Source organism: Streptomyces sp. CB09001 (genome assembly GCF_003369795.1).
Classification (GTDB): domain Bacteria; phylum Actinomycetota; class Actinomycetes; order Streptomycetales; family Streptomycetaceae; genus Streptomyces.
This window is the reverse complement of record NZ_CP026730.1, coordinates 2569721-2582546: the sequence shown is the minus strand read 5'-3', so window position 1 is coordinate 2582546 and position 12826 is coordinate 2569721. Positions and strand designations below refer to the sequence as shown.

Genomic DNA, 12826 nt, shown 5'->3' with positions numbered 1-12826 from the left:
CGTGGCCATTCACGCACCGGCGTTGTAAATTCGCCGGATGCCCGCATCCGCCCATCTCGACCCGCGACTCCTGCGCGCCTTCGTCGCGGTCGCCGAGGAACTGCACTTCACCCGCGCCGCCGCCCGTCTCTACGTCGCCCAGCAGGCGCTCAGCAGGGACGTGCGGCGACTGGAGCGGGAGTTGGGCGCCGAGCTGTTCGTCCGGACCACCCGGCAGGTGACGCCGACGGCCGACGGCGAGCGGCTGCTGCCGTACGCCCGCCGGGTCCTCCAGGCGCAGGACGACCTGTTGGCCGCCTTCGGGCAGGCCCGCCCGCTGCTGGTAGACCTCAACTCCCCGGGTCTGGCCACCGGCCGCCTGGTCCTGGAGCGGGCCCGGGCGCTCGCGCCCGAGCAGGAGCTGATGGCGCGTTACGAGAGCGGACTGACCCACGCCGCCGGTGAACTGGTCGCGGGCCGCCTCGACGCCTCCTTCGGCCGGTTCGCGGGGCTGCCCGCGGCGTTGCGGGCGGGGCTCGGCCACCAGCCGGTGCGCTGCGAGCCCATGGCGGTGGTCCTGCCCGAGGGGCACCCGCTGGCCCGGCTGGAGCGGGTGCCGCTGGCCGCTCTCGCCGGAGAGACCGTGTACGCCGGGGCCGGCAACCCGCGCACGCCGGAGTGGACCGACCTCGCGCACCGCCTGTTCGCGGGACGCGGCATCCATGTGGCGCCCCCCGTGCCGCTGGCGGTCGGAGAGGAGGAGTTCCAGCGCATCATGGACAAGACGCGCAATCCGATACTCGCGGTGGAGAGCTTTCCGGCCATGCCCTCGACGGTGGTGCGCCCGCTGGTCGACCCCGTGCCGCTGTCACCGGTCTCCCTCGTCTGGCGAAAGGGACTGGTGCATCCCGCGCTCGACGCGCTGCGCCGGGCGGCGTCCCAGGTCGCGACCGAAAAGGGTTGGCTCGGGGTCCCCGATGGGGGATGGATTCCGGCCGCCGACGCCGCTGTGATGTCCGTCCACAAGTGACACGCGGCAACCACACATCCTCCGCGTGCGCTACATTCTTTGCCTGAGCACGGTGTGATACAAGGGGCGCTCGAACCTGGTGGGGGCCGGTTCGGCCGACGAGTGCTCGGAGTCGTGTGCGCACCCGGAAGTGTTCCGTGGGGGGAAGTGCGCACGCGTGAAGAATTGGCAAAAAGACGCCCAACCGGAGTGGCCCGAGGTCGAGTCCGGGGCTCGTGATCTCTCGGAGGCTGAACGAGATGCTGACGCCACCGAGGTGCTGCCTCCAACCCGGGCCGTCCCGCCGGCCGGGGGACCCCCGATGACCGCGTCGGGTCCGGGGTGGTTCGGCGAGTCCGGTGAGAGCCCGCGTGACCGCGGGAGTTCCGACGCCGACCGGACGCAGATCCTCGGTTCCCGAATAGGCGGCCGTACTCCGCGCGCGCAGGGCCCGGACCCGCTGGGCCAGGGGCGGATAACCTGGGGCAGAACCGACCCGGCCGGGGCGAACCGCGACAACGCCGCCCCGGCGCCCGGAACCGGCCACCCTCGCGGCACCGGCACCGGCACCGGCACCGGCACCGGCCCGGACCCCGACCGGACGGACGTCCTCCCGGCGGCCGGTCCCGCCACCCCGGTCGCGCCGACCCGCGCCTTCCCCGCACAGGCACCCGCACAGGCACCCGCACCCGCCCCGCTTCCCGTGCCTCCACCCCCCGGCCCCGCCACCGCCGCACTCCGCGACCCCTGGCAGGAGACGCCGGACACGGACGGCGACGCGGGCACCGCCGCCGCCGGGCACACCCACGACCCGCACGAGGTCACCGTCCAGCTCGACGCCGTCCACCTGGGCGACGGCGTGCTCCTGCGGGCCGACTCCGGGCACCGCAAGCGCGGCCCGGAGGCCTCCGACGGGCCCGTCTTCGTGGACGCGTCCGGCCGCCGCAACCGCCTTTACCGCCGCCTGGGCATCCTGGTCGCCGTCGCCTGCGCGGTCTACGCCGTCGTCATCGTCTCCACGCTGCTCTCCGGCAACTCCGACGCGCCCTGGATGCCCGTACCCGGCCAGGAGGAGGGCGCACCGGCCGGCCAGGTCGACACCACCCCGCCGCCCTCGGAGTCGGTGCAGCCCTCCGGCACCGGCAACGCCACCACCCCGCAGGCCACTCCCTCGGCCGACGCCGGCGTGACGACCGAACCGGGCGTCGAGGCACCCGCGTCCGGTACGTCCGGCGTGGCGGGCGGCAGCACGGGGCAGCCCGGAACGAGCGCCGACCCCGAGTCCTCCGCGACCGGCAGCGGCCAGAACCCGGGCGGCTCCGGCGCGACCGGCCCCGGCCCGACCCAGTCCACCGAGGTGTCGCCGTCCACCGGCACCGATCCGTCGGCCCCCACCGGCGACGGCGACCCCTCCGTCGGCCCGACCCAGCCCACCGGCGGCTCCACCACGGACACCGACCCGGGTGCGGGTGGCACCAACGCCAACGGCGCGGGCGGTCCGGACCCCGTCGCGGGTCCGGCCGGCGCGCCCGTCGTGGTCGCCGAGCCGGCCGCCGACACCTCCACGTCCCGCTCCCTTTCCCTGTCCCCGGAGAACACCCTCTGATGGCAACCCGCACCCGCCGTCACGGGGCCGCGCGCAGCGCCCGTGAGGGCTCCCGCCGTCGCCTGCCCTTGCGCCTGCTGCTTCCCCTGCTCGTTCTGGTCGCCCTGGTGGCGATGCTCATGCTGCGCGGATACGTGCACAGCGAGATCCTCGCCGACCACCGTGTCCAGCCGCCCGCCGCGACCACCGACGTGCCCGAGAAGATCATCGAGGGCGGCCCGGTCATCGACGTGCGCGGCGGCCGCACCGAGAGCCTGAGCGTGCCCGACCACCGGCTGGTCCTCACCTTCGACGACGGCCCGGACCCGACCTGGACGCCGCGCGTGCTGGACGTGCTGAAGAAGCACGACGCGCACGCGGTCTTCTTCGTCACCGGCACCATGGCCTCCCGCTACCCGGACCTCGTCCAGCGCATGGTCGACGAGGGCCACGAGGTGGGCCTGCACACCTTCAACCACCCCGACCTCTCCTTCCAGTCCAAGAAACGCATCGACTGGGAGCTGTCGCAGAACCAGCTGGCGATCACCGGCGCGGCCGGGGTGCGGACCTCGCTGTTCCGGCCCCCGTACTCCTCCTTCGCCGACGCCATGGACAACAAGTCCTGGCCGGTCACCGAGTACATCGGCAGCCGCGGCTACATCACCGTCGTCAACAACACCGACAGCGAGGACTGGAAGAAGCCCGGCGTCGACGAGATCATCCGCCGCGCCACCCCGCACGGCGGCAAGGGCGCCATCGTCCTGATGCACGACTCCGGCGGCGACCGCCACCAGACCGTGCAGGCCCTGGACAGGTTCCTGCCCGACCTGAAGAAGAAGGGCTACGAGTTCGACAACCTCACCGAGGCCCTGGACGTGCCCAGTGCCATGAGCCCGGTGACCGGCGCCGAACTCTGGAAGGGCAGGGCGTGGGTCTTCCTGGTCCAGGCCTCGGAGAAGCTCACCGACGTCCTGGTGGTGGGCCTGGCGGTCATCGGCACGCTGGTCATCGCACGCTTCGTGCTGATGCTCCTCCTGTCCGGCGTCCACGCCCGCCGGGTCCGCCGCCGGCGCTTCCGCTGGGGACCGGCGGTCACCGAACCCGTCACGGTGCTGGTCCCGGCGTACAACGAGGCCAAGTGCATCGAGAACACGGTGCGTTCCCTCATGGCGAGCGATCACCCGATCGAGGTCGTCGTCATCGACGACGGCTCCAGCGACGGCACCGCCCGGATCGTGGAGGGGCTCGGCCTGCCCAATGTCCGGGTGATCCGGCAGCTCAACGCGGGCAAGCCCGCCGCGCTCAACCGGGGCCTGACCAACGCCCGTTACGACATCGTCGTGATGATGGACGGCGACACCGTCTTCGAGCCCTCCACCGTCCGCGAACTCGTCCAGCCCTTCGGCGACCCGAAGGTGGGCGCCGTGGCGGGCAACGCGAAGGTCGGCAACAAGGACAGCCTCATCGGCGCCTGGCAGCACATCGAGTACGTGATGGGCTTCAACCTGGACCGCCGGATGTACGACGTCCTCGGCTGCATGCCGACCATCCCCGGAGCGGTCGGCGCCTTCCGCCGTTCCGCCCTGGAGCCCATCGGCGGCATGAGCGACGACACGCTCGCCGAGGACACCGACGTCACCATGGCGCTGCACCGCGCCGGCTGGCGGGTGGTCTACGCCGAGAACGCCCGCGCCTGGACCGAGGCCCCGGAGTCCGTCAGCCAGCTGTGGTCCCAGCGCTACCGCTGGTCGTACGGCACCATGCAGGCCATCTGGAAGCACCGCCGCGCGGTGATCGAGAAGGGTCCCTCGGGCCGCTTCGGCCGGGTGGGCCTGCCCTTCGTCTCGCTGTTCATGGTCCTGGCCCCGCTGCTCGCCCCGCTGATCGACGTCTTCCTGCTCTACGGCCTCGTCTTCGGCCCGACCGAGAAGACGATCGTGGCGTGGCTGGGCGTCCTGGCCATCCAGGCGGTGTGCGCGGCGTACGCCTTCCGGCTCGACCGGGAGAAGCTGACCCCGCTCATCTCCCTGCCCCTCCAGCAGATCCTGTACCGCCAGATCATGTACGTGGTGCTGCTCCAGTCCTGGATCACCGCGCTCACCGGCGGCCGGCTGCGCTGGCAGAAGCTGCGGCGCAGCGGCGGCGTGTCCGCACCGCCGCCCGGCGGCGACGGCGTGCCGCCCCAGCGGCGGTCCGGCGCCATGGACGGGAGGCCGGTCGGATGACCACCCCGCCGTACGACCCGACGCGACCGACCCCCGTACCCGGTCCGATCCCCGTACCCGGTCCGATCCCGGTGTCCGGTCCGACACCCGCACCCGGCCCGGCCACGCCCTTCCCGGCCACGCCCGCCCCCACCCGGAGCGCCCCGCACATGACCGCACCACCCCTCCACCCGCCCGTGGGCACGGACGCCGCCGTACCGGTGGTGCCCCAGCAGAAGCAGGCCCGGCGCGGCCCCGTGCGCGACCGGTACTTCGACCTGCTGCGGGCGGTCGCCCTCTTCCGGGTGGTCCTCTACCACCTGATGGGCTGGGCCTGGCTGCCGGTGGTGTTCCCGTCCATGGGCGTCATGTTCGCCCTCGCGGGAAACCTGATGGCCCGCAGTCTCAAGCGGCCGGCCGTCCAGGTGGTCCGCAGCCGCATGCGCCGTCTGCTGCCGCCGCTGTGGCTGCTGGGCGCCGTGGGCGTGACCGGCATGCTGCTGCAGGGCTGGGGGCCGAACGAGGACGGACACCCGGGCTGGTGGTGGTTCCACCTCCTCTACTGGGTCCTGCCGCTGAGCGACCCGCCGTTCGCCGAGAGCGTGCCGGGCATCCACGGCATCCTGGGCGAGGACTGGGCCGCGGAACTCGGCGGGCCGCTGTGGTACATCCGCGCCTACCTCTGGTACGTGCTGCTCTCCCCGGTCCTGCTGCGCGCGCTGCGTGCCCTGCCGTGGCTGACGATCCTCGCGCCCCTCGCCCTGTCGGCCGCCTTCCAGTTCGGCTACCTGAACCTGCCGGGCGAGCGCTTCCCGTCCGCGCTCACCGACTTCAGCACCTTCGGGGCCTGCTGGATCCTCGGCATGGCCCACCAGGAAGGCGTCCTGAAACGGCTGCCGCGCTACGTCGTGCCCTCGGTGGCCCCGGTGATCGCCGCGCTGGGCCTGTGGTACGCCTTCCGGGAGGGCTTCAAGACCGGGTACGACCTGGACTCCATCCCCTTCGCGCAGGCCGTCTGGTCCTTCGCCACGGTGCTGCTGCTCCTGCACGTCAGCCCGTCGTGGACCGAGTGGCCGCGCCGGCTGCGCCGCTGGGACCGGCTGATCACCCTGCTCAACTCGCGCGCGGTGACGATCTACCTGTGGCACAACGTCTGCATCCTGATCGCGGCCACGCTCTGGGACCAGCTGTGGGGCTTCGAGGTCATGTACGAGAACGTCCCGTGGCTGCTGGAGAGCCCCTGGCCGGTCCTGGCCATCGCCTGGCTGCTCATCGGGAGCTGCATCGTCTGGTTCGGCTGGATGGAGGACGTGGCGGCCAAGCGCAGTCCCCAGCTGTGGCCGGACGGCGGGCAGCGCACGGCACCGAAGCAGCCCAGGGCCCGCGCCGCGCACCGGGGCTGACGCGCACCGGGGCTGACGTGCACCGGGGCTGACGTGTGTCGGCCCCCCGTGCGAGACTGCCCCGGTTGCGCGAGTGAAGAGGGTGGCGTGAGCCGGTCAGGGGGAGCAGCGGGATGAGCAAGCGACAGACGCAGAAGATGCTGGAGTTGATGGCGAGCGGGGAGCCGGTCCAGCTCACCAGCCGGATGTCCTCGGTGAAGAAGCTCGCCAAGCTCGCCTTCGTCGCCCAGCAGTTCGGGTACGAATACGCCGACGTGCGCCAGAGCGGGGGGAACAACGCCGCGCTCACCATGCTGCTCGTCCCCGACCCGAGCCCGCAGGCCCGCACCCGGGCCGCGCAGAACTGGGCGCAGTACCCGAACGCCGGCGACGGCGTGTCGCTGCCACCGCTCGTGCCGGACGCCTTCGAACTCCTCAAGGCGCGCATCAACTTCGACCTCACCGGCAAGAACGCCCAGAAGAACATGGGCTACGGCGCGCTCGGCGGCACCGCCGCCTGTGTGGCCATCGCCTACCGCGAGGGCGGTTCGTCCGACGACTTCGTCCTCTCCGGGATCATCTGGCTGGTCCTCATGGCGGCCCTGGGCATCGGCTTCCTCGTCACCCGCAAGCGCAACGCCAAGTTCGCGGCCCGGCTGCAGGCCGCCGGGTTCGTGCCGATGGCGGACGAGGCGGGACGGGTGCGGTACCTGCCGCCCGGCGGGCAGCTGCCGGGGCACGGGAACCCGTTCGGTGCCGTGCCCGGCGGCTACGGACAGCAGGCCCCCGGCCAGTACGCCGCCCAGCCGCCGCAGCAGCAGCCGTACGGCGGGCCGCAGCAGGTCCAGCAGCCGTACGCCCCGCAGCCGGCTCCGCAGGCCCAGCCCTACACGGCTCCGCAGGCCCAGCAGCCCTACGCGCCCCCGCAGACCCAGCAGCCGTACCCGCCGCAGCAGCCCCCGCAGCCGTACGCCCAGCCCCAGCAGCAGCCGTACGCACCGCCGCAACCGCAGCAGCCGTACCCGCCGCAGGGCCACCCGCAGCAGAACCCGCACTGGCACCCCCGGCCTCCGCAGGGCTGACCGCGATCTCTCACCCCGCGCCCGTGCCGGGTGAGAGCGACGTTCCCTCCCGGTCATCCACAGCCCCACCGGCCCGAAACGCGTCCTGCCTAGCGTCGGTGCCACCGAGCTGTGGAGCACCGTGGAGGCGTCATGACAGTCCCTGGCGGCCGCTGGATCGCGCACTGGGATCCCGAGGACGAGACCTTCTGGAAACGGACGGGGGAACGGACCGCCCGGCGGAACCTGTTCTTCTCCGTCCTCTCCGAGCACATCGGGTTCTCCGTCTGGACGATGTGGTCCGTGCTGGTGCTCTTCATGGGCCCGGAGTACGGGCTGACACCGGCCGACAAGTTCCTGCTGACGTCCGTGGTGACGCTCGTCGGGGCCGTGGTGCGGGTGCCGTACACCTTCGCCGTCGCGGTCTTCGGCGGACGGAACTGGACGATCGTCTCCGCCGGTCTGCTGCTCGTGCCGACCGCCGCGGCCTTCGCCGTCATGGAGCCGGGGACGTCCTTCTCGACCTTCCTGCTGGTCGGGATGCTGGCCGGGATCGGCGGCGGCAACTTCGCCTCCTCCATGACCAACATCAACGCCTTCTTCCCGCTCAGGAAGAAGGGCTGGGCGCTCGGTCTCAACGCCGGGGGCGGCAACATCGGCGTGCCCGTCATCCAGCTGGCCGCGCTCGCGATCATCGGCGCGAGCGGCGGGCCGCGGGTGCTGCTCGGCATCTACCTGCCGCTGATCCTGGTGGCCGCGGTGCTCGCCGCGTGCTTCATGGACAACCTCGCCTCCGTGCGCAACGACACCGGGGCCGCCAAGGACGCCGCGCGGGACGCCCACACCTGGATCATGTCCGTGCTGTACGTCGGCACGTTCGGTTCGTTCATCGGCTACAGCTTCGCCTTCGGGCAGGTGCTCCAGAGCCAGTTCGGGCGGACCCCGCTCCAGGCGGCGTACCTGACCTTCATCGGTCCGCTGCTCGGCTCCCTGATCCGTCCGGTGGGCGGCAGGCTCGCCGACCGGTACGGCGGCGCGCGGATCACCCTGTGGAACTTCGTCGCCATGGCCGCCGCCACGGCCGTCCTGGTCGCAGCCGGCATGGCGAAGTCGCTGGTGCTGTTCGTGGCCGTGTTCGTGGTGCTGTTCGCGCTCAGCGGGCTCGGGAACGGGTCGACGTTCAAGATGATCCCCGGGATCTTCCAGAACAAGGCGCTGGCCAAGGGGCTGCGGGGGGAGGCCGCGGTGGCGTACGGGCGGCGGCTCTCCGGGGCCTCCATGGGGCTGATCGGCGCGGTGGGCGCGCTCGGCGGCGTCGCCATCAACCTCGCCTTCCGGCAGTCCTTCCTGTCCTTCGGCTCGGGCACCGGCGCCTTCGTCGCCTTCCTCGCCTTCTACGCCATGTGTCTCGCCGTCACCTGGGCGGTATACCTTCGCCGACCGGCCGTACGGGCACCGGACGACACGGCCGGCCCGGACGACACGGCGGGCCCGGAGAGGGCGCAGGCCGAGCTCAGCCGTGCCGAGGTGTGACGTAACACTGGTGACATGAGGCGGAACCGAGCCCGTCACGCACGGTTGACAGGCTCGGTCGCCACGTGACTGTGCACGTGGGTGTGAACGGATCGGAGCGCGGCGAGCGATGGACGACGTGAGCGACGTGAGCGACGTGGGCGACAGCGACGGCGCGGGCGACGAGGTGCGGCGGCCCGGCCACCGGCCCCTGGCCGGGTTCACCGTGGGCGTGACCGCCGCCCGCCGGGCCGACGAACTGGGCGCGCTGCTCGGGCGGCGCGGGGCCACCGTGCTGCACGCACCGGCGCTGCGGATCGTGCCGCTGGCCGACGACGGCGAGCTGATGGCCGCGACCAAGCGGATCGTCGACCGGGCGCCCGACGTCGTCGTCGCCACCACCGCCATCGGGTTCCGGGGCTGGGTCGAGGCCGCCGACGGCTGGGGGCTCGGCGACGTCCTGCTGGAGCGGCTGCGCACGGTGGAACTGCTGGCGCGCGGACCCAAGGTCAAGGGCGCGGTACGGGCCGCCGGACTGACCGAACGGTGGTCACCCGCCTCGGAGTCCATGGCCGAGGTCCTGGACCGGCTCCTGGAACAGGGCGTGGCGGGCCGCCGGATCGCCGTACAACTGCACGGCGAGCCGCTGCCGGGGTTCGTGGAGGCGCTGCGGGAGGCCGGGGCCGAGGTGGTGGGCGTGCCCGTGTACCGGTGGCTGCCGCCGGAGGACCTCGGTCCGGTGGACCGGCTGCTGGACGCCGCGGTGTCGCGGGGCGTGGACGCCGTGACCTTCACCAGCGCGCCCGCCGCGGTGTCCCTGCTCGGCCGGGCCGAAGAGCGGGGGCTGCTGCCGGAGCTGCTCGCCGCGTTCGGCCACGACGTGCTGCCCGCCTGCGTCGGGCCGGTCACCGCGGTGCCGCTCCAGGCGCACGGCGTCGACACGGTCCAGCCCGAGCGCTTCCGGCTCGGGCCCCTCGTCCAGTTGCTGTGCCAGGAACTGCCGGCCCGCGCCCGTGCCCTGCCCGTCGCCGGGCACCGGCTGGAGATCCGCGGCCACGCGGTGCTCGTCGACGGGGAGCTGCGGACCGTGCCGCCCGCCGGCATGTCCCTGCTGCGTGCCCTCGCCCGGCGGCCCGGCTGGGTCGTGCCCCGCGCCGAGCTGCTGCGCGCCCTGCCGGGCACCGGCCGCGACGAACACGCCGTCGAGACGGCCATGGCCCGCCTGCGCACGTCCCTCGGCACCCCGAAGCTGATCCAGACGGTGGTCAAACGCGGCTACCGCCTCGCCCTGGACCCGGCCACGGACGCCAAGTACACCACCGACTGAGCCCCGCGCGGCACGCGCGCCGGTCCCGGTGGCGTGGACTGAACGTGGGCGGTGATGCGCGGTGCCGGGTCCCGGACGACGCGGCCGACCGGGTGGGCTGTCCCGTGGGGTGTTGTGGTGTCCGGGGTGCCGGGCCGCGTCGGTGGTCGGGTGCCGTCGGGCCTGCGGCGGGGAGGCCGTGGCGGCGAGCCCGTGAGGTGTCGGTCGGGTCCCGGACGTTGCGGCCGACCGGGTGGGCTGTCCCGTGGGGTGTCGTGGTGTCCGGGGTGCTGGGCCGCGTCGGTGGTCGGGTGCCGTCGGGGCCCGCGGTCGGGGAGGCCGTGGCGGCGCGCCCGTGAGGTGTCGGTCGGGTCCCGGACGTTGCTGCCGACCGGGTGGGCTGTTCCGTGGGGTGTCGTGGTGTCCGGGGTGCTGGGCCGCGTCGGTGGTCGGGTGCCGTCGGGGCCCGCGGTCGGGGAGGCTGTGGAGGCGCGCCCGTGAGGTGTCGGTCGGGTCCCGGACGTTGCTGCCGACCGGGTGGGCTGTTCCGTGGGGTGTTGTGGTGTCCGGGGTGCCGGGCCGCGTCGGTGGTCGGGTGCCGTCGGGGCCCGCGGTCGGGGAGGCCGCGGCGGCGCGCCCGTGAGGTGTTGGTGGGGGCTCGGTGCTCAGTGGCCGGTCGGGTGGGGTGCCCCGTGGGGCGCCGTGGGCCGCTGGGGCATCCGGGGCGCGGACTGCGCCGGTCGTCGTCCCCGTGTCGTCAGCCCGGCGGCGAGGCAGGCCGTCGCCAGCGTCGAGAGCACGGCGCGTACGACGTTCCAGGCCACCCACGGGTCCTCGAACCGCTCGCGCAGCGCCGCCGGGTCGCCGGGGCGGGCCAGGGCGTCGTTGAGGGGGACGTTGCCGGCCACGGTGACCAGGAACGCGAGCGCGTACGCCGTCGCGCCCGCCCAGATCCACCAGCGGCCCGGCAGCCCGCGCGACTGCCACCCCGCGAGGCCCGCGAGGGCGAGTGCGCCCATGAAGACCAGCAGGAACACCGGGTTCTGGATCACGTCGTTGATGTCGCGCATCACGTCGACGTACACCTGGTCCTCGCTGCGCGCCAGCGCCGGCATCACGGCGCAGGCGAAGACGTAGAAGGCCCCGGCCATCAGTCCCGCGGCGACCGTGGCCGCGACCAGTACTCCGTCGGCGGCGGAGGCCCGCCGTTCCCCGTTGCTGTCTGTCATGCGTCCAGTGAACGGGTGCCGCGCCGCGCCGGACATGGCCCGGGCGCGCGGGCGCATACGCGAGCGTCCACGAGGAGGCGGTACGAGGGGTTCCGGGCGCGGTTGCGGGCAGGCACTGTAGAGGGGAGCGCTCCGCAAACGGTCCGCGCGCGGTCTCCCTGCTCCCCTTTCCGGGCCCGTGCCTCCGCGGGCAAGCCCTAGGCGGTGACAGGAACATGGCACTGGGTACGGCCCCCGACCCGTACGAGCTGCGGTTCGACACCGGGCGGATCTGTCTGGACCTCATCGTCACCACCCACCCCGCGGAACGCCTCGACTCCGTCGACGCCCTGCGTGCCTGGATCACCGGCTCCGGACTCGTCCCGCCCGGCACCCCGCTGGCCCACGCCGACCCCTCCTGGCTGACCGGTTTCCGCGAACTGCGCGGCGAGACCTCCCGCTTGGTGCGCGGCCGCCCGGTACCCGGCAACCGCCCCTACGAACTCGCCCTCGCCCGCGTCAACGAACTCGCCCTCGCCGCACCCCCCGCACCCCGCGCGGTGCCCGGCGAGGACGGCACCCTGGTGCGGGAGCTGACCGGGCCGCCGCGGTGCGCCGCGCTGCTCGGGGCCCTGGCCCGGGACGCGGTGGAACTGCTCACCGACCCCGTCGCGCGGGCGAGCCTCAGGCAGTGCGCCGGCGACAACTGCCCCATCGTGTACGTGGACACCTCCCGCGGCCGCCGCCGGCGCTGGTGCTCCAGCGAGATCTGCGGCAACCGCGAGCGCGTCGCCCGGCACCGCCGCCGCGTCGCGCTGTCCCGGTAAGTCCGCCCGCGCCCCGTTCGTACGCCGCCTCCGAGAAATCTCTCATCTCGTTTTGAACACGCCGCACTTCGCGTCCGTACCGAATGGGCGAGCGACCGACTGGGGGAACCCCCGGACATCGGAGGTGGGCGTGCGCAAGGATTCCGTCGTGGCCAATGAACGTGGTGCGAGGGCCCGACATCGCATGTCGCAGTCGTCCTCGGAACCCGACGAGGAGCTGATGCGCGCGCTGTACCGCGAGCACGCCGGCCCCTTGCTGGCCTACGTGCTGCGGCTGGTCGCGGGGGACCGCCAGCGCGCCGAGGACGTCGTCCAGGAGACGCTCATCCGTGCCTGGAAGAACGCCGGTCAGCTCAACCGTGCGACCGGATCGGTACGCCCCTGGCTGGTGACGGTCGCACGGCGCATCGTCATCGACGGCCACCGCAGCCGGCAGGCCCGGCCGCAGGAGGTCGATCCGTCGCCGCTGGAGGTCATCCCCGCGGAGGACGAGATCGACAAGGCGCTGTGGCTGATGACGCTGTCGGACGCGCTCGACGACCTGACCCCGGCCCACCGGGAGGTCCTCGTCGAGACGTACTTCAAGGGGCGTACCGTCAATGAGGCGGCGCAGACACTGGGCATACCCAGCGGCACCGTTCGCTCCCGGGTGTTCTACGCCCTGCGTTCGATGAAGCTGGCTCTGGAGGAGCGGGGGGTGACGGCGTGATGAGCGGGTACGGGGGCGTCCAGGGATTCGGCCCGGGGGACACG

The 12826-nt window shown here is 73.2% G+C and carries 10 protein-coding genes; 9 read left to right on the top strand and 1 reads right to left on the bottom strand.

All coding sequences use genetic code 11. The annotated features are described in order from the left end of the window. Positions 1-37: 37 nt before the first annotated feature. From stgR to C4J65_RS11930, 7 genes are all read left to right on the top strand, one after another. On the top strand, positions 38-1009 hold the full coding sequence (gene stgR, locus C4J65_RS11960) for a LysR family transcriptional regulator StgR (RefSeq protein ID WP_115742398.1): 972 nt from the start codon (positions 38-40) through the stop codon (positions 1007-1009). Between the two features lie 301 nt (positions 1010-1310). Further along, positions 1311-2594 (top strand): hypothetical protein, encoded by a 1284-nt coding sequence (locus C4J65_RS11955; protein WP_162833149.1) that lies wholly within the window; start codon positions 1311-1313, stop codon positions 2592-2594. Then, entirely contained in the window at positions 2594-4798 is a 2205-nt protein-coding gene (locus tag C4J65_RS11950) for a glycosyltransferase (protein WP_115742396.1), read from the top strand. The genes C4J65_RS11955 and C4J65_RS11950 overlap by 1 nt, the downstream gene beginning before the upstream one ends. A gap of 149 nt (positions 4799-4947) precedes the next feature. Beyond that, the gene (locus C4J65_RS11945; protein WP_240330630.1) at positions 4948-6180 is read left to right on the top strand and encodes an acyltransferase; all 1233 of its coding nucleotides are present in this window, start codon (positions 4948-4950) and stop codon (positions 6178-6180) included. Between the two features lie 113 nt (positions 6181-6293). Continuing rightward, on the top strand, positions 6294-7241 hold the full coding sequence (locus tag C4J65_RS11940; protein ID WP_115742395.1) for a hypothetical protein: 948 nt from the start codon (positions 6294-6296) through the stop codon (positions 7239-7241). A gap of 132 nt (positions 7242-7373) precedes the next feature. After that, positions 7374-8753, top strand: a complete 1380-nt coding sequence (locus tag C4J65_RS11935; protein ID WP_115742394.1) for a nitrate/nitrite transporter — start codon at positions 7374-7376, stop codon at positions 8751-8753. A 109-nt stretch (positions 8754-8862) separates the two neighbouring features. Further along, a complete protein-coding gene (locus C4J65_RS11930) occupies positions 8863-10059 on the top strand; it encodes a uroporphyrinogen-III synthase (protein WP_115742393.1) in 1197 nt (398 codons plus the stop codon). A gap of 644 nt (positions 10060-10703) precedes the next feature. On the opposite strand, the gene C4J65_RS11925 is transcribed toward C4J65_RS11930, so the two are convergent. Further along, positions 10704-11267: an anthrone oxygenase family protein gene (locus C4J65_RS11925; RefSeq protein WP_115746408.1), complete on the bottom strand. Its 564-nt coding sequence runs from the start codon at positions 11265-11267 to the stop codon at positions 10704-10706. Positions 11268-11482: 215 nt separating this feature from the next. On the opposite strand from C4J65_RS11925, the gene C4J65_RS11920 reads away from it, so the two are divergent. Together C4J65_RS11920 and C4J65_RS11915 are read left to right on the top strand one after the other, a co-directional pair. Next, positions 11483-12073 (top strand): CGNR zinc finger domain-containing protein, encoded by a 591-nt coding sequence (locus C4J65_RS11920; protein WP_115742392.1) that lies wholly within the window; start codon positions 11483-11485, stop codon positions 12071-12073. Between the two features lie 184 nt (positions 12074-12257). After that, positions 12258-12782 (top strand): sigma-70 family RNA polymerase sigma factor, encoded by a 525-nt coding sequence (locus tag C4J65_RS11915; protein WP_007450155.1) that lies wholly within the window; start codon positions 12258-12260, stop codon positions 12780-12782. Positions 12783-12826: the final 44 nt, after the last annotated feature.

Coding starts and splice junctions, on each gene's coding strand:
- C4J65_RS11955 (WP_162833149.1), top strand. CDS start 1,311: ATGACCGCGTCGGGTCCGGGGTGGTTCGGCGAGTCCGGTGAGAGCCCG.
- C4J65_RS11950 (WP_115742396.1), top strand. CDS start 2,594: ATGGCAACCCGCACCCGCCGTCACGGGGCCGCGCGCAGCGCCCGTGAG.
- C4J65_RS11915 (WP_007450155.1), top strand. CDS start 12,258: ATGTCGCAGTCGTCCTCGGAACCCGACGAGGAGCTGATGCGCGCGCTG.
- C4J65_RS11925 (WP_115746408.1), bottom strand. CDS start 11,267: ATGACAGACAGCAACGGGGAACGGCGGGCCTCCGCCGCCGACGGAGTA.
- C4J65_RS11945 (WP_240330630.1), top strand. CDS start 4,948: ATGACCGCACCACCCCTCCACCCGCCCGTGGGCACGGACGCCGCCGTA.
- C4J65_RS11930 (WP_115742393.1), top strand. CDS start 8,863: ATGGACGACGTGAGCGACGTGAGCGACGTGGGCGACAGCGACGGCGCG.
- stgR (WP_115742398.1), top strand. CDS start 38: ATGCCCGCATCCGCCCATCTCGACCCGCGACTCCTGCGCGCCTTCGTC.
- C4J65_RS11935 (WP_115742394.1), top strand. CDS start 7,374: ATGACAGTCCCTGGCGGCCGCTGGATCGCGCACTGGGATCCCGAGGAC.
- C4J65_RS11940 (WP_115742395.1), top strand. CDS start 6,294: ATGAGCAAGCGACAGACGCAGAAGATGCTGGAGTTGATGGCGAGCGGG.
- C4J65_RS11920 (WP_115742392.1), top strand. CDS start 11,483: ATGGCACTGGGTACGGCCCCCGACCCGTACGAGCTGCGGTTCGACACC.